At 62.7% G+C, this 25,196-nt stretch carries 23 protein-coding genes; 10 read left to right on the forward strand and 13 right to left on the reverse strand.

Annotated elements, in window-relative coordinates; genetic code table 11:
- Position 1: 1 nt before the first annotated feature.
- Positions 2-346: an MmcQ/YjbR family DNA-binding protein gene (locus REH34_RS28665; protein WP_311972181.1), complete on the reverse strand. Its 345-nt coding sequence runs from the start codon at positions 344-346 to the stop codon at positions 2-4.
- On the reverse strand, positions 346-1,254 hold the full coding sequence (locus REH34_RS28670) for a LysR substrate-binding domain-containing protein (RefSeq protein ID WP_226502446.1): 909 nt from the start codon (positions 1,252-1,254) through the stop codon (positions 346-348). The genes REH34_RS28665 and REH34_RS28670 overlap by 1 nt, the downstream gene beginning before the upstream one ends.
- Before the next feature lie 132 nt (positions 1,255-1,386).
- Between REH34_RS28670 and REH34_RS28675 the strand changes: the two genes are divergently transcribed.
- Both REH34_RS28675 and REH34_RS28680 read left to right on the forward strand, forming a co-directional pair.
- On the forward strand, positions 1,387-1,995 hold the full coding sequence (locus REH34_RS28675) for an FMN-dependent NADH-azoreductase (RefSeq protein WP_311970102.1): 609 nt from the start codon (positions 1,387-1,389) through the stop codon (positions 1,993-1,995).
- Positions 1,996-2,298: 303 nt separating this feature from the next.
- On the forward strand, positions 2,299-3,342 hold the full coding sequence (locus REH34_RS28680) for a dienelactone hydrolase (protein ID WP_311970103.1): 1,044 nt from the start codon (positions 2,299-2,301) through the stop codon (positions 3,340-3,342).
- A 6-nt stretch (positions 3,343-3,348) separates the two neighbouring features.
- Here REH34_RS28680 and REH34_RS28685 read toward each other — a convergent pair whose 3' ends face one another.
- The 4 genes from REH34_RS28685 to REH34_RS28700 all read right to left on the reverse strand — a co-directional run bounded on the left by REH34_RS28685 (position 3,349) and on the right by REH34_RS28700 (position 9,918).
- Positions 3,349-4,542 carry an MFS transporter gene (locus REH34_RS28685; protein WP_311970104.1) on the reverse strand — a complete coding sequence of 398 codons (1,194 nt, stop codon included), beginning with the start codon at positions 4,540-4,542 and terminating at the stop codon, positions 3,349-3,351.
- Positions 4,543-4,705: 163 nt separating this feature from the next.
- The gene (locus REH34_RS28690; RefSeq protein WP_311970105.1) at positions 4,706-6,292 is read right to left on the reverse strand and encodes an ABC-F family ATPase; all 1,587 of its coding nucleotides are present in this window, start codon (positions 6,290-6,292) and stop codon (positions 4,706-4,708) included.
- 555 nt (positions 6,293-6,847) lie between these two features.
- Positions 6,848-8,758 carry an autotransporter outer membrane beta-barrel domain-containing protein gene (locus REH34_RS28695; protein ID WP_311970106.1) on the reverse strand — a complete coding sequence of 637 codons (1,911 nt, stop codon included), beginning with the start codon at positions 8,756-8,758 and terminating at the stop codon, positions 6,848-6,850.
- A 251-nt stretch (positions 8,759-9,009) separates the two neighbouring features.
- On the reverse strand, positions 9,010-9,918 hold the full coding sequence (locus REH34_RS28700) for a Ku protein (protein ID WP_311970107.1): 909 nt from the start codon (positions 9,916-9,918) through the stop codon (positions 9,010-9,012).
- Between the two features lie 352 nt (positions 9,919-10,270).
- Here REH34_RS28700 and REH34_RS28705 point away from each other — a divergent pair, with 352 nt between their 5' ends.
- Entirely contained in the window at positions 10,271-10,543 is a 273-nt protein-coding gene (locus tag REH34_RS28705) for a DUF1652 domain-containing protein (RefSeq protein WP_226502453.1), read from the forward strand.
- A 99-nt stretch (positions 10,544-10,642) separates the two neighbouring features.
- Here REH34_RS28705 and REH34_RS28710 read toward each other — a convergent pair whose 3' ends face one another.
- Both REH34_RS28710 and REH34_RS28715 read right to left on the reverse strand, forming a co-directional pair.
- The gene (locus REH34_RS28710; RefSeq protein WP_226502454.1) at positions 10,643-10,918 is read right to left on the reverse strand and encodes a peptidylprolyl isomerase; all 276 of its coding nucleotides are present in this window, start codon (positions 10,916-10,918) and stop codon (positions 10,643-10,645) included.
- Positions 10,919-10,956: 38 nt separating this feature from the next.
- The gene (locus tag REH34_RS28715; protein WP_311970109.1) at positions 10,957-12,660 is read right to left on the reverse strand and encodes an ATP-binding protein; all 1,704 of its coding nucleotides are present in this window, start codon (positions 12,658-12,660) and stop codon (positions 10,957-10,959) included.
- A gap of 85 nt (positions 12,661-12,745) precedes the next feature.
- On the opposite strand from REH34_RS28715, the gene REH34_RS28720 reads away from it, so the two are divergent.
- Entirely contained in the window at positions 12,746-13,903 is a 1,158-nt protein-coding gene (locus REH34_RS28720; RefSeq protein WP_311970110.1) for a PilT/PilU family type 4a pilus ATPase, read from the forward strand.
- 114 nt (positions 13,904-14,017) lie between these two features.
- Here the strand turns inward: REH34_RS28720 and REH34_RS28725 are convergent, their stop codons facing one another.
- The 3 genes from REH34_RS28725 to REH34_RS28735 all read right to left on the reverse strand — a co-directional run bounded on the left by REH34_RS28725 (position 14,018) and on the right by REH34_RS28735 (position 17,620).
- Positions 14,018-14,788 (reverse strand): 3-hydroxybutyrate dehydrogenase, encoded by a 771-nt coding sequence (locus REH34_RS28725; RefSeq protein WP_311970111.1) that lies wholly within the window; start codon positions 14,786-14,788, stop codon positions 14,018-14,020.
- Between the two features lie 85 nt (positions 14,789-14,873).
- Positions 14,874-15,815 (reverse strand): class I SAM-dependent methyltransferase, encoded by a 942-nt coding sequence (locus REH34_RS28730; protein ID WP_311970112.1) that lies wholly within the window; start codon positions 15,813-15,815, stop codon positions 14,874-14,876.
- Between the two features lie 122 nt (positions 15,816-15,937).
- Positions 15,938-17,620 (reverse strand): AMP-binding protein, encoded by a 1,683-nt coding sequence (locus REH34_RS28735; protein ID WP_311970113.1) that lies wholly within the window; start codon positions 17,618-17,620, stop codon positions 15,938-15,940.
- A 246-nt stretch (positions 17,621-17,866) separates the two neighbouring features.
- Between REH34_RS28735 and REH34_RS28740 the strand changes: the two genes are divergently transcribed.
- The 5 genes from REH34_RS28740 to REH34_RS28760 all read left to right on the forward strand — a co-directional run bounded on the left by REH34_RS28740 (position 17,867) and on the right by REH34_RS28760 (position 23,209).
- The gene (locus tag REH34_RS28740) at positions 17,867-18,193 is read left to right on the forward strand and encodes a thioredoxin family protein (RefSeq protein ID WP_311970114.1); all 327 of its coding nucleotides are present in this window, start codon (positions 17,867-17,869) and stop codon (positions 18,191-18,193) included.
- 194 nt (positions 18,194-18,387) lie between these two features.
- Complete coding sequence (locus REH34_RS28745) at positions 18,388-19,185, forward strand: helix-turn-helix transcriptional regulator (RefSeq protein WP_311970115.1); 798 nt, start codon at positions 18,388-18,390, stop codon at positions 19,183-19,185.
- 79 nt (positions 19,186-19,264) lie between these two features.
- Complete coding sequence (locus REH34_RS28750; RefSeq protein WP_311970116.1) at positions 19,265-20,224, forward strand: zinc-binding alcohol dehydrogenase family protein; 960 nt, start codon at positions 19,265-19,267, stop codon at positions 20,222-20,224.
- 145 nt (positions 20,225-20,369) lie between these two features.
- Entirely contained in the window at positions 20,370-22,049 is a 1,680-nt protein-coding gene (locus tag REH34_RS28755) for an MFS transporter (protein WP_311970117.1), read from the forward strand.
- Positions 22,046-23,209: an HlyD family secretion protein gene (locus tag REH34_RS28760; RefSeq protein ID WP_311970118.1), complete on the forward strand. Its 1,164-nt coding sequence runs from the start codon at positions 22,046-22,048 to the stop codon at positions 23,207-23,209. Before REH34_RS28755 ends, REH34_RS28760 begins: the two co-directional genes overlap by 4 nt.
- A 29-nt stretch (positions 23,210-23,238) precedes the next feature.
- On the opposite strand, the gene yghX is transcribed toward REH34_RS28760, so the two are convergent.
- Positions 23,239-24,126: a YghX family hydrolase gene (gene yghX, locus REH34_RS28765; protein WP_311970119.1), complete on the reverse strand. Its 888-nt coding sequence runs from the start codon at positions 24,124-24,126 to the stop codon at positions 23,239-23,241.
- Between yghX and REH34_RS28770 the strand changes: the two genes are divergently transcribed.
- Complete coding sequence (locus REH34_RS28770; protein ID WP_311970120.1) at positions 24,125-24,304, forward strand: hypothetical protein; 180 nt, start codon at positions 24,125-24,127, stop codon at positions 24,302-24,304. The genes yghX and REH34_RS28770 overlap by 2 nt on opposite strands.
- A 13-nt stretch (positions 24,305-24,317) precedes the next feature.
- Here REH34_RS28770 and REH34_RS28775 read toward each other — a convergent pair whose 3' ends face one another.
- A complete protein-coding gene (locus tag REH34_RS28775; protein WP_311970121.1) occupies positions 24,318-25,169 on the reverse strand; it encodes a CAP domain-containing protein in 852 nt (283 codons plus the stop codon).
- Positions 25,170-25,196: the final 27 nt, after the last annotated feature.

Genomic DNA, 25,196 nt, shown 5'->3' on the forward strand with positions numbered 1-25,196 from the left:
ATCAAAGCTTGAGGCCGATCTGCCGGCGTTTGGGCAGGCGCTGCACCACCAGTTGGTGCGAGCGCCTGAGCAAATCCTGCAGCTCCTCGGCACTCATGGCATAGGGCGCGCTCAGGCTGATCCAATGGGCGCGGGCCAGATACGGGGCAGGGTGCACGCCTGGGCGATCCACGTATCCGAGGAACAGCTCGCTGGCGACCTTGAACGCAAGGTCGTCAGCGCGCAGCCCGATCACTGCGAACATGCGCGTCTCGGCAATCGAGAACACCCGCACGCCGCCCCATTTGTAGTCTTCGCGGGCGCCCGGCAAGGCCAGGCAGAAGGCTGCTATCTCGTCGGTCGTCATCATATAAAGCGCTTCGGGCAACTCTTGAAAGTGTTTTCCAGGTGTTCGAGCCAGGCCTTGACCGCTGGCATCATGCCGCGCCGATGCGGGTACGCCGCCTGCAGCCAGCCACCGGGCATCGACCACTCGGGCAGCAGGCGGATGAGGGTGCCATCGTTGAGTTCGGCCTCACAATCCAGTGTAGGCAGCACGGTGACGCCCAGCCCGGCCAAAGTCGCGGCCTTGCGCACGGTAAAATCCTCGACGCCCAACCGGGCCTCCAGCACTAAATCGCGTTTGTTGCCGTTGGCATCGACCAGGCGCAGATGCACCTTGCGGTCGGGCTCCAGCGCGCCGAGCACGGGTACGTTGGCCAGGTCATCCGGGGTGTCGATGCGATGCTGCTGCAACAAGCCCGGGCTTGCCACCAGGATGGTCTGCGCCTCACGTAGCCGGCGGCTGATCAGGTGCGGGTCCTCGTCGCCGGACTCGCGCACGCGCAGGGCGACGTCGAAGCCTTCGGCGATCACATCGACACGCCGGTTGACCAGCACCAGGTCCAATTGCACTAGCGGGTGCGCTGCGAGGAATTCGCTGACCACCGGCGGCAGGAATTGATGTGCAAGCCCCACCGGGCACGATACCCGCAAGCGTCCACGTGGCTCGCTGGATACGCTGGCGACCACCTCGTCGGCCATCTCGGCCTCGACCAGCATGGCCTGGCAGTGGTGCAGATACCGCTCGCCCACGCTGGTGAGCTGCAAATGCCGGGTGGTGCGCTGCAATAGACGCGCGTCGAGCCGTTCTTCGAGTTCGGCGATGCGCCGGGACAAGCGCGATTTGGGCACGCCGAGCAAGCGTCCAGCGGCCGCGAAGCCGCCGGCTTCCACCACTTTGGCGAAGTAATAAAGGTCGTTGAGATCTTGCATCTGGTGGCTCACTGTCCTGTCAGTGGGACAATCTAACGTATTTTCGCTGACTATTCACATATTCCCAGTTTCCGTAGGATGGCCAACATTCTGATCGCCACTGGGCGCGATCCTTCTTCAAGGAGCATGACCATGAAACTTCTGCACATCGATTCCAGCATCCTCGGCGACAACTCTGCGTCTCGCCCGCTGACCCGGGCTGTGGTCGAAGCTATCCAGGCCGTTACCCCAGGCGCCCAGGTGACTTCTCGCGACCTGGCCACCGATGCACTGAGCCACTTCAGCGCTGCCACTCTGCTGGCTGTTGGCACTCCAGAGGAAAAACGTGACGCCGCCCAGCAGCACGAGGCCAAACTCAACGCCACTGCGCTGACCGAGTTCCTGGCTGCCGACACCGTGGTCATCGGTGCACCGATGTACAACTTCACCATCCCGACTCAGCTCAAGGCCTGGATCGACCGTATCTGCGTCGCCGGTCAGACTTTCCGTTACACCGAAGCCGGCCCTGAAGGCCTGTGCGGCGGCAAAAAAGTCATCGTCGTGTCCACCGCAGGCGGCATCCACGCCGGTCAAGCCACCGGCGCTGCCCACGAAGACTACCTGAAGCTGCTGTTCGGTTTTATCGGCGTCACCGACATCCACTTCATCCGTGCCGAAGGTCTGGCCTATGGTGATGACGCGCGGGTCAAAGCGATCGCAGGTGCTCAGGCGCAGATCGCCGAGGAATTCGCTGCGGCGTAAGACTGCCAAGGTGAAGTCATGAGAAAGCCCGTCGGTGATGCCGACGGGCTTTTCTCGTTCAGCAATCATGGATTCTGACCACATTGTGCGGCCGCAAGCGCGCCTTGCAACGCCAGCCCCGCGTGACGGACAACCGGCTGTCGGCATTTGTCATTTCAAAAGAAAATAATCCTTCATCCAAGGCAACTGGCCCACCTTGTGCTTTGTCATACACTCAAGGCGTCTGAACCGCACACCGAAATCGCTGAGCGTCCTGTCTATCAGGGCGCAGGTGGCTTCGGGTCTGGCAAGGGAAGGGTGGATGTGATGCGTGTTTGTGCATATGTGATCGTGGTGGCGTTGTTGAGCCTTGTTTCGGTGCAGGCCGAAGCTGTGCCTGCACCCCGAATGACCTGGAGCGTCGGCTACCACCGGCTGACCTTTACCGACCCGGTCGATCAGCAGCCAATGCACGCCTTTGCCTTCTATCCCTCGACCGCCCCGGCACGCACCAGCAAGCTCGACGGTTTTCAGGTTGATGCCAGCGAGGACACCACCTTCGCCATCGGTCGTTTCCCCTTGCTGGTGTTGTCCCACGGCAATACGGGCACACCGCTGGCCCTGCATGATCTGATCACCTCCATGGTGCGCAAAGGCTTCGTAGTGGTAGCGGTGGTGCATCCGGGCGACAACAACCTCGATCACAGCCGCCTGGGCGCGCTGAGCAATCTGTACGGCAGGCCGATGCAAATCTCCGAGGCCATCACCGAGGCCCTTCAGGACTCGATGCTGTCGCCCTATATCAACCCGCAGGAGGTCGGTGTCATCGGCTACTCTGCGGGGGGCGAGACGGCGTTGATCCTGACTGGCGCTCGGCCGGAGCTGGATCGCCTGCGCAGATACTGCGTGGAGAAACCCGACGACGCCGATGCTTGCAAGACCCGTGGCGAACTGGTGGTCGATCGCGATGATCTGGCGCCCCACGCCGACCCTCGTGTTCATGCCTTGTTGCTGATGGCGCCGTTGAGCCTGATGTTCGGTCGCCAGACGTTGGCGAGTGTGACGGTGCCGACGCTCATCTACGCGGGCGACAACGACAAGCTGGTGGCCTTCGACAAGAATGCCGGGGCGCTGGCGCGCAAGCTCACCAACAACCCCGACTACCGTCTGCTGCCCGGCGCTGGCCACTTTGTCTTCATGGCGCCCTGCAGCGACGAGCAGAAGGCCTCGGCACCGGGCCTGTGCAATGACGCGGACGGGGTGGACCGTGTCGGCATCCATCACGATCTTATCGATCAGGCCGGGCACTTCTTCGCTGAAGCGCTGAGCAAACCGTCCCGCGCGGGCTTGCAGACCGCCGATCAATAAACGCCGTTATTCTTCACCGGCGCGGCGCTTGTAGAGCTGCGTCAGGCCCAGGCCCGCCAGCGCCAGCAGGGCTGCCGCAAAATAGATCGAGGCGTAGCCGAAACTCGCCGCCAAGCCGCCCATCAGTGGGCCCGCGATGGCCAGCGACAGGTCGAAGAACACCGCGAATGCGCCCAATCCAGCACCTCGGCTGGAGGGCGGTACCTGGTGAATGGCTACCACGCCCAAGGCTGGATAGACCAGCGACAGGCCGAAGCCGGTGAGGCTGGCGCCGATCAGCGCGAACACCGGGTTGGGGGCCAGCCAGAGAAAGACCAGGCCGACTACTTCGACGCTCATGCAGATGATCGATACGGTAAAGCCGCCAAGGTGATTGATTGCGTTGATGAATACCATGCGCGCGATCACGAAGCTGATACCGAACGCTGTCAGGCAATACGCCGCGCCCAGCCAATGCTGTTCCACGTAATAGAGGGTGATGAAGGTGGTCAGTGTGCCGTAGCCGATGGATGCCAGTGCGAGCATCGCGCCATAGGGGGCGACCCGAGCGAACGCTGACCAGAATGGCATGCGCTCGCCGCCGCGTACCACGGACAACGACGGCTTGTTGCGGATCAGCCACAGCGCCACGCCCGCGAGCACCATCAATACCACGCCCAACGCGTTGAAGCTCAAGGCGCCGACCAGTACCACGCCCAGCGGTGCACCTAGGGCGATGGCGCCATAGGAGGCGATGCCGCTCCAGGAAATCACCCGCGCCGAGTGCTCGGCTCCCACCTGATTGATGCCCCAACTGGTGGTGCCGACACCGATCAGCCCTTGCGAGGTGCCGAGGATGACCCGCGCCACCAGCAGAATGCCCAGGCTTACATCCGGGATGGATTGCACCAGGGTGGAAATCAGCGTCAGCAGCCCGGCGACGCCTATGCCGGCAAGGCCATAGACGATGGTGCGCTTGGTGCCCAGGCTGTCGGCCAGATGCCCGGCCACCGGACGGCTGAGCAGGGTGGCCAGATACTGGATGCCGATGACGAGCCCGGCAACGACCGCGCTAAAGCCCAACTGATCGTGGACATAGCCGGGCAGCACCGCGATCGGCAGGCCGATGCAGAAGAAGGCGATGAAGGTATAGAAGACGATGGAAACGATCTGCAGAGTGATCGCACGGGTGTCGGCGGCGGGGGTTGTGGCGGCAGGCATGGGCTCGATCGCGGTCAGCGGTAAGAGAGCCCCATCATGGCGTTGTCCGACAAGAAAGAAAAGCACCGCGTTGACGCATGCCCTGTGGGAGCGGGCCCTGCCTGCGAAGCGTTGACAGCTTCGCGGGCAGAGCCCGCTCCCATGGAATTTCAGGTATCAGACGTTAGAACGCTACACCCTGGCTGCGCAGGTAGTCATCGTACGTGCCGCTGAAGTCGGTCACGCCGCTTGGGCTCAGCTCGATGATGCGAGTGGCCAGCGAAGACACGAATTCACGGTCGTGGCTGACGAAAATCAGCGTGCCGGGGTAGTTCTCCAGCGCCAGGTTGAGCGCCTCGATGGATTCCATGTCCAGGTGGTTGGTCGGTTCGTCCATGATCAGCACGTTCGGCTTTTGCAGGATCAGCTTGCCGAACAGCATGCGGCCTTGCTCACCACCGGAGATCACCTTCACCGACTTGAGGATCTCGTCGTTGGAGAACAGCATGCGGCCCAGGGTGCCGCGAATCATCTGTTCGCCCTGAGTCCACTGACCCATCCAGTCGAACAGCGTGACGTCGTCTTCGAAGTCGTGCGCGTGATCCTGGGCGTAGTAGCCCAGTTCGGCGGCGTCGGTCCACTTGATGCTACCGGCGTCCGGGGTCAGTTCGTCGACCAGGGTACGCAGCAGGGTGGTCTTGCCGATGCCGTTCGGGCCGATGATGGCTACGCGCTCGCCTGCTTCGACCTGGAAGCTGAAGTCCTTGAACAGCGGCTTGCCGTCGAAGCCTTTGGCCATGCGCTCGACGATGACCGCCTGACGGTGGAGCTTCTTGTTTTGTTCGAAACGGATGAACGGGCTCACACGGCTCGAAGGCTTGACCTCGGCCAGCTGGATCTTGTCGATTGCCTTGGCGCGAGAAGTGGCCTGTTTGGCTTTTGAAGCGTTGGCCGAGAAGCGGCTGACGAAGGATTGCAGTTCCGAAATCTGCGCTTTCTTCTTGGCGTTGTCCGACAGCAATTGCTCGCGGGACTGGGTAGCCACGGTCATGTATTCGTCGTAGTTGCCCGGGAACAGGCGCAGCTCGCCGTAGTCCAGGTCAGCCATGTGAGTGCACACGCTGTTCAGGAAGTGACGGTCGTGAGAGATGATGATCATCAAGCTGGAGCGCTGGGTCAGGATGTTTTCCAGCCAGCGGATGGTGTTGATATCCAGGTGGTTGGTCGGCTCGTCGAGCAGCAACACTTCAGGATCGGAGAACAGCGCCTGGGCCAGCAATACGCGCAGCTTCCAGCCGGGCGAGACTTCGGTCATCGGGCCAAAATGCTGTTCCAGGGGGATACCCAGGCCCAGCAGCAGCTCACCGGCACGGGATTCGGCGGTGTAGCCGTCCATTTCGGCGAATTCGGTTTCGAGCTCGGCGACAGCCATGCCGTCTTCTTCGCTCATTTCCGGCAGCGAATAGATGCGATCACGCTCGGCCTTGACCTTCCATAGCTCTTCATGGCCCATGATCACGGTGTCGATCACGCTGAATTCTTCGTAGGCGAACTGGTCCTGGCGCAGTTTACCCAGGCGCACGTTCGGCTCCAGCATCACTTGGCCAGCGGACGGGTCGAGGTCGCCGCCGAGGATTTTCATGAAGGTCGACTTGCCGCAACCGTTGGCGCCGATAAGGCCATAACGGTTGCCGTTGTTGAACTTGACCGAGACGTTCTCGAACAGCGGCTTGGCGCCGAACTGCATGGTGATGTTAGCTGTGGAGATCAAAGGGCTTACCTATCAATAACGTAGAGAGCGCTGGGAGTGAAACTGAGCCCGCGTTGGGCCGATCTGCAATCTGTTCAGTTCGCTCCAGTCGGAGCATGGGCCCATTCAACGCGCAAAAGCCCACTGCAGCTGTATCTGCCGTGAGCTTTTTTATACCTGCGCGGGGTTGAAACCGGACATTTCGGCTATTGTCGCACAGCTGAGGCGACAGGGGTATGGCAGGGGCGGTGCCAAACGCCAGGCAAAGAAAAGCCCGCGATGGGGCGCGGGCTGAAGGGATCACACAAAGGAGTGACTTGAAGATGCGCCTGCGGGCGTGAACGAGTCGTGAAATGGATGTAGACAATTCGGAAACATCGACTGTTGACAAATCACACGCAAGAAAAAGCCCGCGATGGGGCGCGGGCTAAAGGGATCACACAAAGGAGTGACTTAAAGATGCGCCTGAAGGCGTGAACGTGGCGTGAAATGGATGTAGACAAATCGGAACAGGCGACCTTTCGTCGCGCTATTTACCGCTCTGTTGATCGCGCTATTGATCGCGCGGTTGATCGCCTACAAGGAGATCCGCAATCCCAGGGTGCCTTGCAGGGATTGCTCGGCCACGCTGTCGAGATTGCGGCTGTAACCGGCGCTCAAATAGACCTGCGTGCGGCTGTTCAGGCGCGCCGCGACACCGCCGCCCAGGTCCAGCGTGGTGCTGCGCTGGCGGGTGTGCAGGGTTTCGGCGTGGTCATAGGTGACGCCGTCGTCGCCACCCGAGGTGTGCCACAGGTCGGTACGTAGATAAGGCTGCATCGGTACGCCGCGGATCTGATAGTCGCCCAGCAGCCGTGCACCGAGGCGACCGCGCCACGTGGTCGGGTTATCGAAGGCCACCTTGGCGACCGCGTCATGGCTGGCGTCAAGGTCGACGCGTTGCGCGACCAGTTGCGCTTGTGGCTCGACGCGCCAGTGATCGCTGATGCGCAGGGGATAGCCGACTTCGGCGGACGCACTCACCCCATGGCCGTCCAGATTCAGGGTCAGGCCACGCTCTGAGCGGCTGCGACCATCATAGCGAGTGCCCATCAGTACCAGATCCAGATATTGCTCCTGGGGGCCGATCAGGCTCCAGTAGGCCCCCAGGCTGTCCCCATCCAGACGCAACCGCCCTGCGTGGGTGTTATCGAAGCCCAAGGCAAAGCCTTTGACGTCGCCGCTCATGTGCGCATGGCTGACGAACACCCCGGCGCGCTGCCAATAGCCATCGTCATTCAAATGGGCATACAGGTCGTGGCCCACCTGATAGCCATCGATGCTGGCGTTCAGGCTCGGCGCCGCGTCGCCGGCCCAGCTCTGACGCAGGCTGTTGCCGAACACCCGAGCCCAGCCGGCAGGAACCCATCCAGCCTCGTGCAACAGGCGCTGGCTGCCCTGGCGCTCGTGGAAAGTCCCCAGGCTGGTTTGTGCCAGCAGCGCCGCGGCAGGAGGGATGACGCTGTACAGCGGCACCTCGACGCGATAGAGAGCGATGCTTTGGCCAGCGGCGGCCGCCGGCAAGGCGGGGGTGCCGACGGCCGCGATCGGCGCACTTTGCGCCACGGGCTCGGCAGGTGTCGAGGGGTCAGCCGAATCCCCAGGCGTGCTCGGCGTGCTCGGCGTCGCCGCCACCGGCAGGGCCACCACGCTGGAGCGCAAGTACCAGCTGTTCTCGCTGCCGGCCGTGATGCCGCCCTTGAACAGATAGTATTGATACGCGCCGGCGGACACCGCGCTGGCCAGGGAAAAGGCACCGTTGCTGCTGCTTGCGCCGTTATTGGCCTCGACCACCTGGATGCCGTTGGCGGTAGTCAGGGCACCGGTGCCATTAAGGTTGACCACGCTAATTGCCGTGCTGCCGCTCAATGTCCCTTGGGACACCACCAGTCGGTCGGACGCGGCACCGTCGCCGGCGAGTACGCTTTGCAACCGTAATTGGCCATTGCTGCCGACATAGTTGCCAACGATAGTCAAGCGATCGTCGGCGCGGCTGCCGCTGGTGGTCAGGTCGATAAGCCCGGCGTTATCGACGCTGACGTTCTGACCCGCGGTAAACGCAGCGACGGCGCCCTGGCTGGAGCTCAATACGCTGGTGCTGTCGATCACAAGGTTGCCGGTGCCAGTGCCACTGTCGCCCAGCACTAGTCGGTCATCCAGGTCCAGGGTCGAGCCGTTGTCGAGGTTGACCTGCTCGAAATTGCTGTAGCGCGCACCGGAGCGGCTGGTGGTGCGATCAAAGGTCAGGGTGTCGATGCCCGTGCTGCCGTCGATCCCCGCGCTGCCAGCCAGCAGGCTCTCGGTGAGGCCGCTGAGCAGCACGCTGTCGGTGCCGTCGCCCATTTGAATGGTGCCGGCGATGGTGCCGCCGTCACGCCAAACCAAGCGGTCGTCGCCAAAGCTCATCAGGATGTTGCCGCCCACGCTACCGCCGCTCACGGTGACCACGTCATTGCCACCGCTGACGCTGGGTGGGAGAGAAGCTGCAGGCGCCGTAGGCGGCCTGGGTCAACACCGCCAATGAGGTCAGGGTCGCCAAACCTGAAACTTTCAATACACGCATCCGCTCGCCTTCCTTGTTCAAAGTTGGGAGCGGTTCACTGCGAATAGACCGGCAGCTCCATACCCAGAGTTCCTGTAGTCCTCAGGTATAGGCGTACATCAATCCAGATACAAACTAGTAGTTTTGTGAGCTTGACTCAGGAGGCTTTTTTTGCTCTGCGAGTCGCCGGCTTCGCAGCCGGCGCGGCTTTGGTAGCACGCTTGCGCGGTGCGGCGGCTTTAGCGGGGGCTTTGTCCTTGGTCGCCTTGGTGGCGGGTTTGCCGCCCAGGCTGCGTTTGAGCAGCTCCGTGAGGTCGATGACATCTGCGGTTTGACGCGCGTCTTCGGGATCGCCGGTCTCGACGTCCTCGATCTTGCCGTCGCGAGCCTTCTTGTCGACCAGGGCCATGATCTTTTCTTCGAATTGATCGACGTAGTCCGCCGGCTGCCAGTCGCCACTCATGTCGTCCACCAGGCGTTGCGCCATGTCCAGCTCGCGCTTGCTGAGCTCGGCCTTTTTCACCGCATCGCCGAGCTCCAGCGTCGCCAGCTCGCGCACTTCGGCAGGCCAGCGCAGTTTCACCAGTACCAAGGCATCATCCAGCGGCATGACCGCCGCCAGATATTGCCGGGTGTGCAGCACCACTTGGGCCAGGGCGACCTTCTGGCTGCGGATCAGGGTTTCGCGCAGCAGCGCATAGACTTTCTCGCCACGCTTATCGGGCGCCAGGAAGTAGGGCGTATCGATGTTTTGCAGCGGGATCTGGTCGCTGGCGACGAAGGAAAAGATCTCGATGGTCTGGGTCGAGACCGGGTGGGCCGAGCGAATTTCCTCTTCGCTGAGCACGACGTAACGGCCTTTTTCGTATTGCACACCCTTGACGATGTCTTCCTTGTCCATCTCCTCGCCCGTGACCTTGTTGATGCGCTTGTAGCCGACCGGGTCCATGCTGCGTTTGTCGAGCCAATCGAAATCGACGCCCTTGGAGGCCGTGGCCGATACCAGCGCCACAGGGATGTGTACCAGCCCGAAACTGATCGCGCCTTTCCAGATTGCCCGTGCCATTGCCAATACCTTTCGCCAGAGTGGAAGTGATGAACAGGTGACATTCAGGTGCGGCCACAAGTTGCAGATGCTTCGCTTTGGCGCGCACGGCCATGCAAATTGCAGGGACGAAATTCGGCCATCGTGCAATGCGCATGCTGGCTTTTTAGCAAAGTCTCAAGTTTATGGCGCAACCCATTGATATATATGGTGCAGATGAACGGTATTAGCGCAGGCATGGAACCTGCTGCTATACAGCAAGAGTCCACGGACGCGTTCATGTCGAACGAGCACTGGTGACAGTTAGGCTGCGGTTTGCCGCCTCTGTTCCCCGCGGGTGCCACGGACTCTGAAATTACAAGGAGATGTCGCTATGCTGTCCACTTTAGAACTTCGCAACATTATCGAAAGCAGCTTCCTGCCCATGCGCTGCCAATGCACCCAGGCTCAGGATAAATCCCTGACGGTACGGGTGTACGATCAAAAGACCGATCACATCGACTTGACGGTTACCGGCATCAGCACCCAATCCTTGACCAGCAGCCGCGCCATTTCCAACTTGGTAGCGGGGCTGCGCAGCAACCTGGCCATCAATCACCAGAAAGGTCGCATCGAACAGGCCAAGCGCGCCAGCGCCAGCCTCTGACGGGCTACCCGACCCCGGGCCGATAACAGACGAGCCGCCGACACTCTCAAGTGTCGGCGGCTTTTTGCTGTTCAGGGGTTCTCGCGAGGCCTCGCAGGATCAATCCCGGTAGAATACCTGCACCAGGTGATAACCGAACTTGCTCTTGACCGGACCGTGCACTACGCGCAGAGGCTTTTTAAAGATGATCTGGTCGATAGCGCCGATCATCTGCCCTGGCCGTATCTCGCCCAGATCGCCACCGCGCTTGGCTGAAGGGCATAGGGAGAATTTTTTCGCCAACACATCGAAGGCTTCGCCTTTGGCGATGCGTTGCTTGAGTTGTTCGGCCTCGTCGCTGGTCTTGACGAGGATGTGCCGGGCTTGTGCTTTCATGGGCGTGCTTGCTTTGTATGGAGGGGGGGCGCAGGGGGCTACGCGTTGATCATGTCGCGAATCTTGTTCGCCAGGACGTCAATGGTAAAGGGTTTGGCGACCATGTCCGTAGCGTCGTCGAGAAAATGTTGCTTTTCGGCGGCTTTTTCGGCGTAACCGGTCATGAACAGTACCTTGAGCCCCGGCCGATGCTGGCGGGCGATCTCCGCCAACTGCCGGCCATTGAGGCCCGGCAACCCGACATCGGTGACCAGCAAGTCGATACGCAACGAGGATTCGAGCAGCGGGATGGCCGTGCGCGCATCGGCGGCGGGGTGACCACGGTAGCCCAGTTCGTCCAGCACGTTGAGCACCAGCATGCGCACCGCTTGATCGTCCTCGACCACCAATACGCTTTCGCCCTGCTGGGCGCGGGGGATGTTCTCTGGGGTCTGCAGCACGTTTTCGACCTGCACGGCATCGGCATGACGCGGCAGGTAGAGGTGCACGCGGGTCCCGTGGCCGACCGTGCTTTCGAGGCTGACGTGGCCCCCTGATTGCTGAGCGAAACCGTAGATCATCGACAGCCCCAGGCCGGTGCCCTGGCCGGTAGGCTTGGTGGTGAAAAACGGGTCGAAGGCTTTGGCCAGCACCGCTGGCGACATCCCCGAGCCCGTGTCGGTGACACTGATTATCACGTATTCGCCGGGCGCTACCGGCTCCATGCCCAATTGACGCAAGCTGCCATCGAGCACGCAGTTGGCGGTCTCGACGCGCAGGATGCCACCGTCGGGCATGGCGTCGCGGGCGTTGATGACCAGGTTGAGCAGGGCGTTTTCCAGTTGATTGGCATCGGTGTCGACGGGCCAGATGTCGTGGCCGAAGCGGATGCGCAATTCGATGTGTTCGCCTTTGGTGCGGCTGAGCAACTCTTCGAGTGAGTGGACCAGTTGATTGGGGTCGATGCGCTGGCGATCCAGCGACTGGCGGCGCGAGAACGCCAACAGTCGATGGGTCAGGGCGGCAGCACGTTGCGCGGAGGTCACTGCGGCCTCGGCGAAGCGGGAAATCTCGGCGCTGCGGCCATTGGCGATGTAGCGCTGCATCAAATCCAGGCTGCCGATGATGCCGGTGAGCATGTTGTTGAAGTCATGGGCGATGCCGCCGGTCAACTGGCCCACGGCCTCCATCTTCTGGGCATGGCGCAGGGCGTCCTCTGCGCGCTCGCGCTCTTGCATTTCTTCGTGCAACCGCTGATGCATCTCGGTGCTGGCCTCGGAGCGCCGTTGCAGTTCAGCCTGTACCTCAAGGCGCGCATTGGCGTCGATGGCAGTGACCAGAATGCCGCTGATCTGGCCACTCTCGTCGCGCACCGGGCTGTAGGTGAGGTCAAGCCATACCTGGGCTTCATGGTCGCCGCGCGGCAATGAAAAGCCCTGCTCGACATAACTGCGCACCTCGCCGCCGAGCACCGCCTGGTAGATCGGGTCGGTGAATGGCCGCAGCTCCGGCCAGATCAGATCGACCGGTTGTCCGAACGCACGGGGATGCTTGCTGCCTGCCAGCAGAGCGAAGCTATCGTTATATAGCTGGCACAACTGTGGCCCCCACAGCAGCAGCATCGGCATCGGGCAGTGGATGATCATATCCACAGCGGTGCGCAGGCTCTGCGGCCACTGCTCCAGCGCTGGCAGGGGACTGGCGCTGGCATGTAGCCTCGAAATGAGCGTGGCCGCCATGCCGCCCTCGGACAATCCTTTCATTGCATTACCCTTTATTTGCACGTTGGCCTGAAAAACCGCCAAGCTATAGCTTACTTCCTATCGATTGCCGCGCGGACTTTGCCCCATGGATATCCAGGCCCTGTTGAAAACCCTCGTCAGCCAGGACGGCTCCGATCTCTATCTGTCCACAGGGGCGCCGCCTTGTGCGAAGTTCAATGGCGTACTCAAGCCGTTGAGCAGCGAATCACTCAAACCAGGCGAGATCGCCGCCATTGCCATGGACATCATGGACGCCGAACAGCGCCTGGAGTTCGACCGCGATCTGGAAATGAACCTCGCGCTGTCGATGCACGGCGTCGGGCGGTTTCGGATCAATATCTTCAAGCAACGCAACGAAGTGTCGATCGTCGCCCGCAACATCAAGCTCGATATCCCCAAATTCGAGGACCTCAAGCTGCCGCCGATCCTGCTCGACGTGATCATGCGCAAGCGCGGGCTGGTGCTGTTCGTCGGCGCCACGGGTTCTGGCAAGTCGACTTCGCTGGCGGCGCTGATCGATTATCGCAATCGCAGCAGCAGCGGCCACATCATCACCATCGAAGACCCGGTGGAGTATATCCATCGCCACAAGAAGTCGATCATCAATCAGCGCGAAGTCGGCGTCGATACCCGCAGCTTCCAGGCGGCGCTGAAGAATACCCTGCGCCAGGCCCCGGACGTGATCCTGATCGGCGAAATCCGCGACCGCGAGACCATGGAGCACGCGCTGGCCTTCGCCGATACTGGCCACCTGGCGATCTCGACCTTGCACGCCAACAACGCCAACCAGGCGCTGGACCGGATCATCAACTTTTTTCCGGAAGACCGCCGCCCGCAATTGCTCAATGACCTGGGCAACAACCTGCAGGCGTTCGTGTCCCAGCGGCTGGTCAAGACCGTCGACAACAAGCGGCGGGCGGCGGTAGAGGTGATGCTTGGCTCTTCGACCATTCGCGACCTGATTCACCGTGGCGAATTCAGCGATCTCAAGGGCATCATGGAAAAGGCCGGTAACCAGGGCATGCAGACGTTCGACAGCGCGTTGTTTGATCTGGTCGTTGAAGGCGCTATCGACGAGGAAGAAGCACTGAAGAACGCCGATTCGCAGAACAACCTGCGCCTGCGCCTCAAGCTGCACGCCGACGGCGGCGCCACCCATACCTCGGCCCCGGCGGCGCCTACGCCGGTGAAGGAATTGCCCAAGGGCGACTGGGGGCTGGTCAACGACGAAGAGCAGCTTTGACGGCAGAGGTATGCTGGGCCGTCGGACCTCTTCGCGGGCAAGCCTTGCTCCCACGGTGTCAATTGTGGGAGCGAGGCTTGCCCGCGAAGAGGCCAATCCGGCTGACATCAGAACTCAGCGCGCCAGCCAGCCCCCGTCGACATTCCACGCCGCCCCGCGGACCTGGTTGCCGGCCTCGCTGCACAGGAACAGCACCAGCTCGCCCAGGTGGCTGGGGGTGACGAACTCCAGTGACGGTTGCTTCTCGGCGAGCAGTTCGTGTTGCGCCTGCTCAGCGTCGACGCCCTTGGCGATACGCGCATCGATCTGCTGTTGCACCAGGGGCGTCAGCACAAAGCCTGGGCAGATGGCGTTACAGGTGACCTGGGTGGTAGCGGTTTCGAGGCCGATGACCTTGGTCAGACCAATTACACCGTGCTTGGCTGCGACATAGGCGGCCTTGCCGATCGAGCCGACCTGGCCGTGCACCGAGGCGATATTGATGATCCGCCCCCAGCCACGCTCACGCATGCCGGGCAGGCTCAGGCGGCTGGCGTGAAACACTGACGACAGGTTGATCGCGAGGATGGCGTCCCATTGCTCGACCGGGAAATCTTCGACCGCGTCGACGTGCTGGATACCGGCGTTATTGATCAAGATATCGATGCCGGCAAAGTCGTCGCGGGCGTAGTCGATCATTGCGGCGATCTGCTGCGGATCGCTGACATCAGCCGGGTGGTGACCGACTTGCGTGCCATGCGCGGCCACTTGCGCGATGGCCGCGCTGGCATCGCCAAAGCCATTGAGGATGACATTGGCGCCGGCCTTGGCCAGGCACAGTGCGATGCCCAGGCCGATGCCGCTGGTAGAGCCGGTGACCAATGCAGTCTTGCCTTTCAGAATCATTGCCTGTCTCCCGTCGTTGTTATCGTTCTGAGTGCTGTCTTTGTAGCAGCTGCGCGGGAAATCTGCCGTGTTCCATCGCAGATCGCTACTCGGCGAATACCAGGGCCTTGAGCCCGGCTTCGGGGTCGATGTCGACGAACTCCGGCGGATTTTCCAGGCGCTGCTGGAAGCGCAATTGCGGTGCTTCGGTGGCCATGCAGTCGATCAGGAAGTCCGCGCCCACCTGCGGGTCGTTGAGGCAGGCCAGTACCTGACCGCCCGCGCTGAGAACTTCCGGCAGGCGGCGCAGGACCTTGCGGTAATCGTGAGTGAGAACAAAGCTGCCTTTCTGGAATGACGGTGGATCGATGATCACCAGATCGTATGGTCCGGCCTTGATCACCTTGCCCCAGGACTTGAACAGATCGTGGCCCATGAAGCTGACCTTGCTCAGGTCGTGATCGTTGAGGCGGTGGTTGTCGCGTCCGCGGCTCAAGGCGGCCTTGGCCATGTCGAGGTTGACCACGAACGACGCTCCGCCAGCGATTGCCGCTACCGAGAAGCCACAGGTGTAAGCGAACAGATTGAGCACCCGCTTGCCTTGAGCGTTGGCCTGTACCCACTGACGGCCGTAGCGCATGTCCAGGAACAGCCCGGTGTTCTGCGAGCGACCGAGGTCCAGCTGATAGCGCAGGCCGTTTTCCTCGATCACCCAGGGCGAGATGATTTCGCCGAGCAGGCATTCGGTAGGGCTGGCGGGCAGGTAGCGGTGTTGCAGCAGCACGGCCTTGCCGCCTGCCAGGGTCCAGGCCGGTTGGGCCGCCCACTGCAACAGCAAGGTCTTGAGCGCCTGCAGCTGCGGGGCCTGCGGCTCGCGAAACAGCGACACCAGCACCATGCCTTGCAGCCAGTCCACCGTCACCTGCTCCAGCCCCGGCCAGCGTTGCCCGCGACCGTGCAGCAGGCGCCGAGCCTCGCCGGTGGGCTGGGCGAGGGCGAGGGCGAGGTCGAGGTGTTGCTGCAGCACGGTCAGGGCGTCGGGCGTCATGGATAGCGTTCACAGGCAAAAACAGGGGCGCGCATTCTAGCGGGTTTAACGCAAATCGGGTGGCTCCCCCCGTGGGAACGGGCTCTGCCCGCGAAAGAGCCCGCTCCCACAAGGGACGGAGTTCAGCTGTGGAAATCCTCTTCGAAATATTCCTGGTCGCGGCGCACCGCCGACTCGCGCACCCGCGCCTCAAGCAGGCGCAGCTCCACCCGACGAATCTTGCCAGAGATGGTCTTGGGCAGCTCGGTGACGAACTCCAGGCGTCGCACGCGCTTGTAGGGTGCGAGCTTCTCGCGGGCGAACACGAACAGCAGGCGGGCCAGGTGCGCGTCGGCCTCGACGCCCTCGGCCAGAATCACAAACGCTTTGGGCACCGACAGACGCTGCGGATCCGGGCTTGGCACCACGGCCACTTCAACCACGGCCGGGTGCTCGATCAGCAGGCTCTCCAGTTCGAACGGGCTGATGCGGTAATCCGAGACCTTGAACACATCATCGGCGCGACCAACGAAGGTGATGTAGCCGTCGCTGTCGATGGCGGCGGTATCGCCGGTGCGATACACGCCGCCGCGCATGGCGTCGGCGGTCTTGTCGGGGGCATCGGCGTAGCCCAGCATCAGCCCCATTGGTGCGCCTGACAACGGCAGGGCCACTTCGCCTTCGCTGGCAGGCTGGCCATCAGGGTCGAGCAGCGTGACCTGATACCCCGGCAGCGGCCGGCCCATGGACCCTGGCTTGAGCACTTGGCCAGGACTGTTGCCCACCAGCGCGGTGGTCTCGGATTGGCCGAAGCCGTCGCGCAGGTTCAAGCCCCAGACGGCCTTGATATGTTCGATGATTTCCGGGTTCAGCGGCTCGCCGGCCCCGACCAGTTCGCGCAGCTGCCCCTGCCGGCCGTTGAGGTCGAGCTGGATCAGCATTCGCCACACCGTGGGCGGTGCACACAGGCTGGTGATGCCATGTTGCGCGATGATCTCCAGCAGTGCCGCCGGGTTGAAGCGCGGGGTGTTATGAATGAACACGCAGGCGCCGGCGTTCCACGGTGCGAACACGCAGCTCCAGGCATGCTTGGCCCAGCCGGGCGAGGAGATGTTGAGGTGAATGTCTCCTGGCTGCAGGCCGATCCAGTACAGCGTCGACAGGTGCCCCACCGGGTAGCTCTGCTGGCTGTGCAGGACCATCTTCGGCTTTGACGTGGTGCCCGACGTGAAATACAGCAGCGCCGGGTCAGTGGCCAGGGTAGGGCCGCTGGGGACAAAACTGAGCGGATAGTGACGGGCGTCTTCATGATCGATCCAGCCGTCCATCCGGGCGCCGACGCTCAGGCGCGTGTAATCACCGGCCAGGTCCGCAAACTTGTCGACCCACTCGCTGCCCGCCACGACATGGCGGACCTGACCGCGATCGAGGCGGTCGCGCAGGTCCTCGGTGGTCAGCAAGGTGGTGGCGGGGATCACGATCGCGCCCAGCTTGAAGGCTGCCAGCAGCGTTTCCCAGAGCGCCACATGGTTGCCGAGCATCACCAGCAACCGATCGCCGCGCTTCACCCCCAGCCAGCGCAGGTGATTGGCGACCTGATTGGAACGCTGCGAGAGTTGCTCGAAGCTGTAGCGGTTGGATTGGCCGTCGTGCTCGACGATCCACAGCGCCGTGGCGCCATTGCCGCTGGCCATGTCATCGAAGTAATCGAGCGCCCAGTTGAAATGGGTCAGTTGCGGCCAGCGAAAATCCCGGGCGGCGGTGGCGTAGTCGGTGCGGTGGGCAAGCAGAAAGTCTCGAGCGGCGATGAACTCGGGGCAGGGCATGGCGGTGTCCTATTTTTATTATTGTGCTCAGGTGCGGGAAGCGGGAGGCCAGCCTCAAGCCGCAACCTGCAAGCTAGTACAGGTTAGGCCAGCAATACGTTGTTCAAGCAGGTAAATCTGCCGATTGGTTATGCAAAATAGCTCGAGGCTTGCCGCTTGCAGCTCCCTGATCCCTGCGAATCCAGGGAACGTCAGGCCCGGCGTGAGCTCCAATGAAGTAATGCCCCGGTCACTCAAGGAACCACCATGCTGGACACCTATAGCGCAGATCAACCCGATCGCACCGACGTCAACGCTCACAAGGGCCCTGCGGTGATCGAGTTCGGCACCAACTGGTGTGGCCATTGCCAGGCTGCGCAACCGCTGCTCAAGCAAGTATTTGCCGACTTCCCGCAAGTGCACCACCTGAAGGTCGAGGATGCCAGCGGTCGCCCATTGGGGCGCTCGTTCAGGGTCAAGCTGTGGCCCACATTGATCTTCCTCCAGGATGGCCAGGAAGTGTCGCGCCTGGTGCGGCCAACTCGGATCAGCGATATCGAGGAAGCTTTCGAGCAACTGACCCACGAGGCCTGATCGCCGCTGACGTCGTACCCTGCCTATAGCGAGGGGGCTTGCCCCTGAAGCCCTAACGCATCAGCAGCACGGCCACGGACGTTGCGTATTCGCAGGCAAGCTCCGTGGCAGTCGCGCGCCAGGGTGGTCTTTACCCGCCGCCAACAGTGATATCCTGCTGGCCGTAAACTCCTGACGCCCGCGATCTCGATACCATGGCCCTCGCCGCACCCCCAGACTTGAGCGACCCCTCCGTCCCGGTACTGCCCCTGGCGCGCACCTATGCCCGTGGGCATTTCACCGAGCCGCATTGTCATGATTGGGGGCAGGTGCTGTATGCGGTGTCCGGGGTGATGTGGGTCGAAACGCCGCGCGAGGCCATCGCGGTGCCGCCGCAACGGGCGGTATGGCTGCCGCCTGGCGTGCTCCATGGGATCCGCGTGGTGTCGGACCTGCAGATGCGCAACATCTATCTGCGACCCGCCCTGGCGGCAACGCTGGATGGGCAAGTGCGGGTGCTGGAGGTCAACGGCCTGCTGCGCGAACTAATCGTCGGGTTAGTGGCACAGGATTATGATCCCTTGGGCGCGGCCACCGGCGCCGAGCCGGATTATTACGAAGCGCTGGTCGGTCTGGCCTTGCTGGAGCTCAAACGCGCTCAGCACCGCGGGGCAAGTATCCCCATGCCCGAACACAGCGATCGGCGGCTGCGCAGCCTGTGCCAGGCGGTGATCGACTCGCCTTCGCTGGACATCTCCTTCGAGCAGCATGCCGAGCAGGTCGGTGCCAGCGTGCGCACCCTGGCCCGGCTGTTTCAGGCAAGCATGGGTGTCGGCTTTGCCCAATGGCGCCGTCAGGTGCAACTGGCCACAGCGACCGCGCAGTTGCTGCAAGGGTTGCCCGTGAGTCGGGTCGCGCACGCCCTGGGCTATTCACCCAGCAGTTTCAGCGACATGTTCCGCCGCGAGCGCGGGATGTCGCCCTCGGCCTTCGTGCTGGAAACTGGCCGATAAACCGAAGCTCTTGGCCGATACCCCCTGTGAAGCCGCCATACACTGGCGCCACAGTCAATCGACCCAAGGAGCAACCCCCATGCAAGCCCTGCAATTTTCCCGCACTGGCGACCTTGCCGCGGTGCAATGCGTTGAAGTGCCCGTACCCGTGGCCGCACCTGGACAATTGCTGGTGCAGGTCAAGGCGGCCGGCCTGAACCCCAGCGATGTCAAAAATGTGCTCGGGCGCTTTCCCTACACCACCTTGCCGCGCATCCCTGGTCGCGACTTTGCCGGGGTGGTGGTCGACGGCCCCCAGGAGTGGGTTGGTCAGGAAGTCTGGGGCACGGGCAGCGATCTGGGGTTTTTCAATGATGGCTCCCACGCCGCCTATTTGACCGTGCCCAACGGCGGGGTCGCGCGCAAGCCGCAATCCCTGAGCTTCGCCCAGGCCGCCAGCCTCGGGGTGCCTTATACCACGGCCTGGGACGCCCTGGAGCGCAGCGGCGTCAGCGCTGGCACACGGGTGCTGGTGATCGGCGGCAACGGTGCGGTCGGCAGCGCGGCATTGGCCTTCGCCAGGATTCGTGGTGCTCAGGTGCTGGCGGCGGTACGCAAGCCAGAGCAGGCACAGGCGTTGCGCGCCAAGGGCTATGAAACCTTGGTGCTGGACCAGCCCGAAGGCCTCGGCGCCCAGGTGCACGCCGTGTTCGAAGGCGGTGCCGAGGTGATTTTCGATACCACCGGCTTCTGGTTGCCAGCCGCAGTCGGCGCCCTGGCCAAGTTCGGCCGTATCGCCATCATCGCCGCCCCGGTGGAGGGGTATGTGCAGCTTCCGGCGCTGGGGCTGTACCGCAAGGGTGGCTCGGTGGTCGGGGTCAACTCGCTGCTGTACGACTGCGCTGCCTGTGCGCGGATGCTCGAGCACTTTGGCGGCTACTTCGATCAAGGCTTGCTGGCGCTGCCTGAAGGCCTGCTGGAAGTGCCATTGAGCGAGGGGCCGCAACGCTTTGCCGAGGTCAATGCGGGCAGCAGCGACAAGGTGATTCTGATTCCTTGACGTGCGGCTGAGCGCAAGTGTGCGGCTTCAGGCCGGCCGGGGCGTTCGACATCCAAGGTGTGGGCCAGTGAAGGAACGTTGGCAAGCCGCCGCTGCCTGAGGTCTACTACGCGTGTGCATACACGCTCGTCGACAAGGTCACCGGATGGATCGCTACGCCCCTCACCAATGGCAACCCCACGAACGGCCGAGCATGCCTGGTTCGCCGTCGACGCCGCTGCATTCCACCCCTAAACGTTATGCCTTTGCCGCCGTCGGCTTGCTGGTCGGGATTACCGGCGGCCTTGGCAATGCACTGGTCACCGCCAATCTGGTCTACCTGCAAGGCGCGCTCGGAGCCACCACGGCGGAGATGGCCTGGCTGCCGGCGGCCTATGTCATGACCAACGTGTCGATGAACCTGCTGCTGGTGAAATTCCGCCAGCAGTTCGGCCTGCGCGCGTTTACCGAGGTGTTCCTGGCGCTGTATGCGTTGGTGACCTTTGCGCACTTGTTCGTCAACGACCTGGAGTCGGCAATTGCCGTGCGGGCCGCCCACGGCATGGTCGGCGCGGCCCTCAGCTCGCTGGGCCTGTATTACATGATCCAGGCCTTCCCGGCCAAGTGGCGACTCAAGGCGCTGGTACTGGGATTGGGCACGGCGCAATTGGCGATTCCCCTGGCCCGGTTGTTTTCCGAAGATTTGCTGCAGATCGCCGAATGGCGCGGGCTGTATCTGTTCGAACTGGGCCTGGCGTTGTCCGCTCTGGGCTGCGTGTTGCTGCTCAAGCTGCCACCGGGGGACCGCTTCAAGACGTTCGAGAACCTCGACTTCCTCACCTTCGCCTTGCTGTCCACCGGCGTCGGGCTGCTGGTCCTGGTGCTGTCGCTGGGGCGCATCGACTGGTGGCTGGAGGCCCCCTGGATCGGCTGGGCCTCGGCAGCCTCCATCGCCTTGATCCTGGCCGGGCTGTGCATCGAGCACAACCGCACCAATCCGCTGCTGATGACCCGTTGGTTGGGCAGTGGACCTATCTTTCGCCTGTTTTTGGCGGTGTTGTTGATCCGCATGGTCACGTCCGAACAATCCACTGGCGCGGTAGGTTTCATGCAGTACCTGGGCATGAGCAGCCAGCAGTTGCACAGTTTGTACGTGGTGATGCTGATCGGCGCCGTGGCCGGCCTGGTGACCAGCGCCCTGACCATCCATGCCGATCACTTGTTCATGCCGCTGCTGGTGTCGCTGGGCATGATGGCGATCGGCGGGGCGCTGGACAGCTTCTCCAACAACCTCACGCGCCCGGCCAATATGTACCTGAGCCAATTCCTGCTGGCGTTCGGCAGCACATTCTTCCTTGGGCCGACAATGGCCCTGGGGGTGCGCAATGTGGTCACCAATCCGCGCAATCTGGTCAGCTTTTCGGTGATGTTCGGCATCAGCCAGAACCTCGGCAGCCTGGCGGGCGCTGCACTGCTGGGCACCTATCAGATCGTGCGGGAGAAATACCACTCCAGCTACATCGTCGAGCGCCTGGTGCTGGACAATCCCCTGGTGGCCGCGCGAGTGCAAAGCGGCGCCAACAGTTACCTGGCGAGCATCCCCAATGCTGCGGCGCGCAACCTGCAAGGCACCAGTTCACTGGCCAGTGCCGCCACGCGTGAAGCCAATATCATGGGCTACAACGACGTATTTGCCTTGATCGCGATTATCGCCAGCCTCACGCTGGTGTGGCTGAGCATTCGTGTGCTCTGGCTCAAAAGCACTACTCGCAGAGCCGCCGCAGCGGCCCCTATGACGACCTCGACCTCGACCTCGACCACGACCCCTGGCGCCCGCACTTCATGACCGAACCGACCAGTACAACCACCACCGCCATCGCCGCCACCCCGGAAGGACAAACTCCGCCCCCCGCAGGTGCGGCCACCGAGCCGCGCTCGCGGCGCACACGGCTGCTGTCGACCTTGTTGTTCGGTGGCGTCGCCCTGGCCGGCGTGCTGATCGTGCTCTATGCCTGGCAGCTGCCACCGTTCAGCAGCAAGATCGAGTCCACCGAAAACGCCATGGTGAAGGGCCAGGTCACTGTCATCAGCCCGGAGACCTCCGGGTATGTGTATGAAGTGGCGGTGCAGGACTTTCAGTTCGTCAAGGCGGGGGACTTGCTGGTACGCATCGACGATCGGACCTATACCCAGCAGTTGGATCAGTCCCTGGCTCAGGTGCAGGTGCAAAAAGCCGCGCTGGACAACAACACCCAACAGCAACGCAGCGCCGAGGCCACCATCGCCTTGCGCCAGGCGGCCATTGCCGACGCTCAGGCGCAGGCTGACAAGAGCGCCGCCGACCTGCGCCGCAATCAGGCGCTGATCACTGATGGTTCGGTGTCCCGCAGCCAGCTCGATGTGACCCGCGCTGCCAACGCCCAGGCGCTGGCGGCGGTGACTCAGGCCAAGGCCAATCTGGAGATCGCCCGGCAGGACCTGCGTAGCACAGTGGTCAATCGCGGTTCGCTGCAGGCTTCGGTCGCCAACGCCGAGGCGGCGGTGCAACTGGCACGTATCAACCTGTCCAACACCCGCGTGACGGCGCCGCGTGATGGCCAGCTGGGGCAGATTGGTGTGCGCCTCGGCGCTTATGTGAGCGCCGGCACGCAGTTGATGGCGTTGGTGCCCGATACCTTGTGGGTGATCGCCAACCTCAAGGAAACCCAGATGAATCACGTACAGGTCGGGCAGCCGGTGACCTTCACGGTCGACGCGCTGGACCACCAGCGGCTGCGCGGCCATGTGCAACGCATCGCACCGGCGACCGGTGCGGAGTTCAGCCTGTTGCAGGCTGATAACGCCACCGGCAACTTCGTCAAGATTGCCCAGCGGGTGCCGGTGCGCATCAGCGTCGATGCCGATCAACCCCAGGCGCAACGCTTGCGCCCGGGGTTGTCGGTGGTGGTGAGTATCGATACTGGTTTTGTGGTGGAAAGCGATCGCGGTGAGACGCCACAGCCGTAAGGGCTGCCGACGCCCTCAGGTGCCGCGCCTCAAGCCAGATAGCGCTTGAACCAGGCAATCGTGCGATTCCACGCCAGTTCCGCTGCGGCTTTGTCGTAGCGGGGTGTCGAATCGTTGTGAAAGCCGTGATTGCAGCCCGGATAGATAAACGCCTCGTATGTCTTGCCATCGGCCTTGAGGGCTTTTTCGTAGGCAGGCCAGCCTTCGTTGATGCGCGTGTCGAGTTCGCCGTAATGCAGCAGCAGGGGCGCCTTGATGCGGGCGACGTCTTTGGCATCCGGCTGACGGCCGTAAAAGGGCACCGCCGCGGCCAGTTCCGGGTACGCCACCGCCGCCGCATTGGCCACGCCACCGCCATAGCAGAAGCCGGTGATGCCGACCTTGCCGGTGCTGGCGTCATGCTGCATCAACCACTCGATGGCCGCGAAGAAATCGTTCATCAGCTTGCCTGGGTCGACTTTTTCCTGCAGCTCGCGGCCCTTGTCGTCGTTACCTGGGTAGCCGCCCACCGAGGTCAGGCCGTCGGGTGCCAGGGCGATGAAGCCAGCCTTGGCCACGCGCCGGGCGACGTCTTCGATATAGGGGTTGAGTCCACGGTTTTCATGCACCACCACCACACCGCCAACCTTGCCACTGGGCTTGGCCGGCCGCACCAGGTAGCCGCGCACCTGGCCGTTGCCTTTGGGCGAGGGGTAGGTGATGTATTCGGCGACGATGTCCGGATCGGTAAAGGCTACCTGCTCGGCCAGTGCATAGTCGGGACTGAGCGAGGTCAACAGAGCGCTGGCACTCATGCCGGCTACGGTAAAGGCTGCCGCGCGATCGAGAAATTGCCGACGGTTGATCCTGCCATGGGCGTAGTAGTCGTAGAGCTCCAGCAGTTCAGGGGCGAAGTCTTTGGCGGTGAGACGTTCCATGCAGCACTCCGTGAGCGAGGGTGGGCGAGCCTTCAACTATGGTCGGGATTTGCGGATTGGGCCAGGAGGAGTGTTGGGCGCGGCGGCTCGGACGGCCTATGGCATCGAGGCGTTCTGCATCGGCATGGCACTCGCAGCCGTGCGGCTGTACCGCACGGGCATGTTCAGCCACGGCTGATTCTGCCCATCACCTATTGCGCCCCCATCATCGCCGTCCAGTAGATCCCGGCATCGCTTTTCGGGTCTGTGGCATACCCGGCCCCCAACTCATTGACCCGCGGATTCATCAGGTTGGCGCAGTGTCCCGGGCTGGCCAGCCAGGCGTCGACTACCTTGCGGGCGCTGTCCTGGCCTGCGGCGATGTTCTCACCGATTTCCTTGGGCACGTAGCCGGCCAATTCGGCGCGGTCGCCGGGCATGTAGCCGTCGCGATCCTTGTGATCGAAGTAGTTCTTGTTGGCCATGTCACGGCTGTGACCGTCGGCGGCGCTGGCCAGTTGAGCGTTCCAGGTCAGCGGGCCGGTGGCGTTGAACGGTTGAGCGCCACACTGATGGGGCTGGGCGCGGGCACTGTTGACCAGGTTCAGAAGCTGTTGGCCTTCGCTGGCCGAATCCCCCAGCCGCGCGCTGAGCAGCGGCCGCGCCAGGACGATGCGCCAGTCGCGGTCCTGGCGACTGACGCCGATGTCGACGAATTGTGGATCGAGTACCACTTTGCAGAAGGTCTGCTGAATGGCGGTCATCGCCGACGCGGCATCGCGCGGCCCGGACAGGCTGATGGCCTGCACATTGACCATCGGGTAGGCGGCTTTGGTCATGGCCTGTTGCAGGTCGCCGACACCGCTGGCCGGCAGCACCAGGCGCGGGTCCGCCGACAGCGGCGGCAATTCCGGCGAGGCGCTTTCGCCACAACGCTGCGGCTGGCTGCGGTAGGCATTGATGGATTCGACCAGTTGAGACTCTTCGCCGGCCAGCGCATTGCCTGCCATAGCGACTCCGATCGACAGCACGACGCAACGCACAGCGGATGGCATGGCACCCATGAAAGTCTCCTCCGGTTGAATGGCCGC

The organism is Pseudomonas baltica, assembly GCF_031880315.1.
Lineage (GTDB): Bacteria > Pseudomonadota > Gammaproteobacteria > Pseudomonadales > Pseudomonadaceae > Aquipseudomonas.

Bases quoted from the DNA above. Each gene is read 5' to 3' on its own strand.
- REH34_RS28665 (WP_311972181.1), bottom strand. From the start codon at position 346: ATGACGACCGACGAGATAGCAGCCTTCTGCCTGGCCTTGCCGGGCGCC.
- REH34_RS28670 (WP_226502446.1), bottom strand. From the start codon at position 1,254: ATGCAAGATCTCAACGACCTTTATTACTTCGCCAAAGTGGTGGAAGCC.
- REH34_RS28675 (WP_311970102.1), top strand. From the start codon at position 1,387: ATGAAACTTCTGCACATCGATTCCAGCATCCTCGGCGACAACTCTGCG.
- REH34_RS28685 (WP_311970104.1), bottom strand. From the start codon at position 4,542: ATGCCTGCCGCCACAACCCCCGCCGCCGACACCCGTGCGATCACTCTG.
- REH34_RS28700 (WP_311970107.1), bottom strand. From the start codon at position 9,918: ATGGCACGGGCAATCTGGAAAGGCGCGATCAGTTTCGGGCTGGTACAC.
- REH34_RS28705 (WP_226502453.1), top strand. From the start codon at position 10,271: ATGCTGTCCACTTTAGAACTTCGCAACATTATCGAAAGCAGCTTCCTG.
- REH34_RS28710 (WP_226502454.1), bottom strand. From the start codon at position 10,918: ATGAAAGCACAAGCCCGGCACATCCTCGTCAAGACCAGCGACGAGGCC.
- REH34_RS28715 (WP_311970109.1), bottom strand. From the start codon at position 12,660: ATGAAAGGATTGTCCGAGGGCGGCATGGCGGCCACGCTCATTTCGAGG.
- REH34_RS28720 (WP_311970110.1), top strand. From the start codon at position 12,746: ATGGATATCCAGGCCCTGTTGAAAACCCTCGTCAGCCAGGACGGCTCC.
- REH34_RS28725 (WP_311970111.1), bottom strand. From the start codon at position 14,788: ATGATTCTGAAAGGCAAGACTGCATTGGTCACCGGCTCTACCAGCGGC.
- REH34_RS28730 (WP_311970112.1), bottom strand. From the start codon at position 15,815: ATGACGCCCGACGCCCTGACCGTGCTGCAGCAACACCTCGACCTCGCC.
- REH34_RS28735 (WP_311970113.1), bottom strand. From the start codon at position 17,620: ATGCCCTGCCCCGAGTTCATCGCCGCTCGAGACTTTCTGCTTGCCCAC.
- REH34_RS28740 (WP_311970114.1), top strand. From the start codon at position 17,867: ATGCTGGACACCTATAGCGCAGATCAACCCGATCGCACCGACGTCAAC.
- REH34_RS28745 (WP_311970115.1), top strand. From the start codon at position 18,388: ATGGCCCTCGCCGCACCCCCAGACTTGAGCGACCCCTCCGTCCCGGTA.
- REH34_RS28750 (WP_311970116.1), top strand. From the start codon at position 19,265: ATGCAAGCCCTGCAATTTTCCCGCACTGGCGACCTTGCCGCGGTGCAA.
- REH34_RS28755 (WP_311970117.1), top strand. From the start codon at position 20,370: ATGGATCGCTACGCCCCTCACCAATGGCAACCCCACGAACGGCCGAGC.
- REH34_RS28760 (WP_311970118.1), top strand. From the start codon at position 22,046: ATGACCGAACCGACCAGTACAACCACCACCGCCATCGCCGCCACCCCG.
- REH34_RS28770 (WP_311970120.1), top strand. From the start codon at position 24,125: ATGCAGCACTCCGTGAGCGAGGGTGGGCGAGCCTTCAACTATGGTCGG.
- yghX (WP_311970119.1), bottom strand. From the start codon at position 24,126: ATGGAACGTCTCACCGCCAAAGACTTCGCCCCTGAACTGCTGGAGCTC.
- REH34_RS28775 (WP_311970121.1), bottom strand. From the start codon at position 25,169: ATGGGTGCCATGCCATCCGCTGTGCGTTGCGTCGTGCTGTCGATCGGA.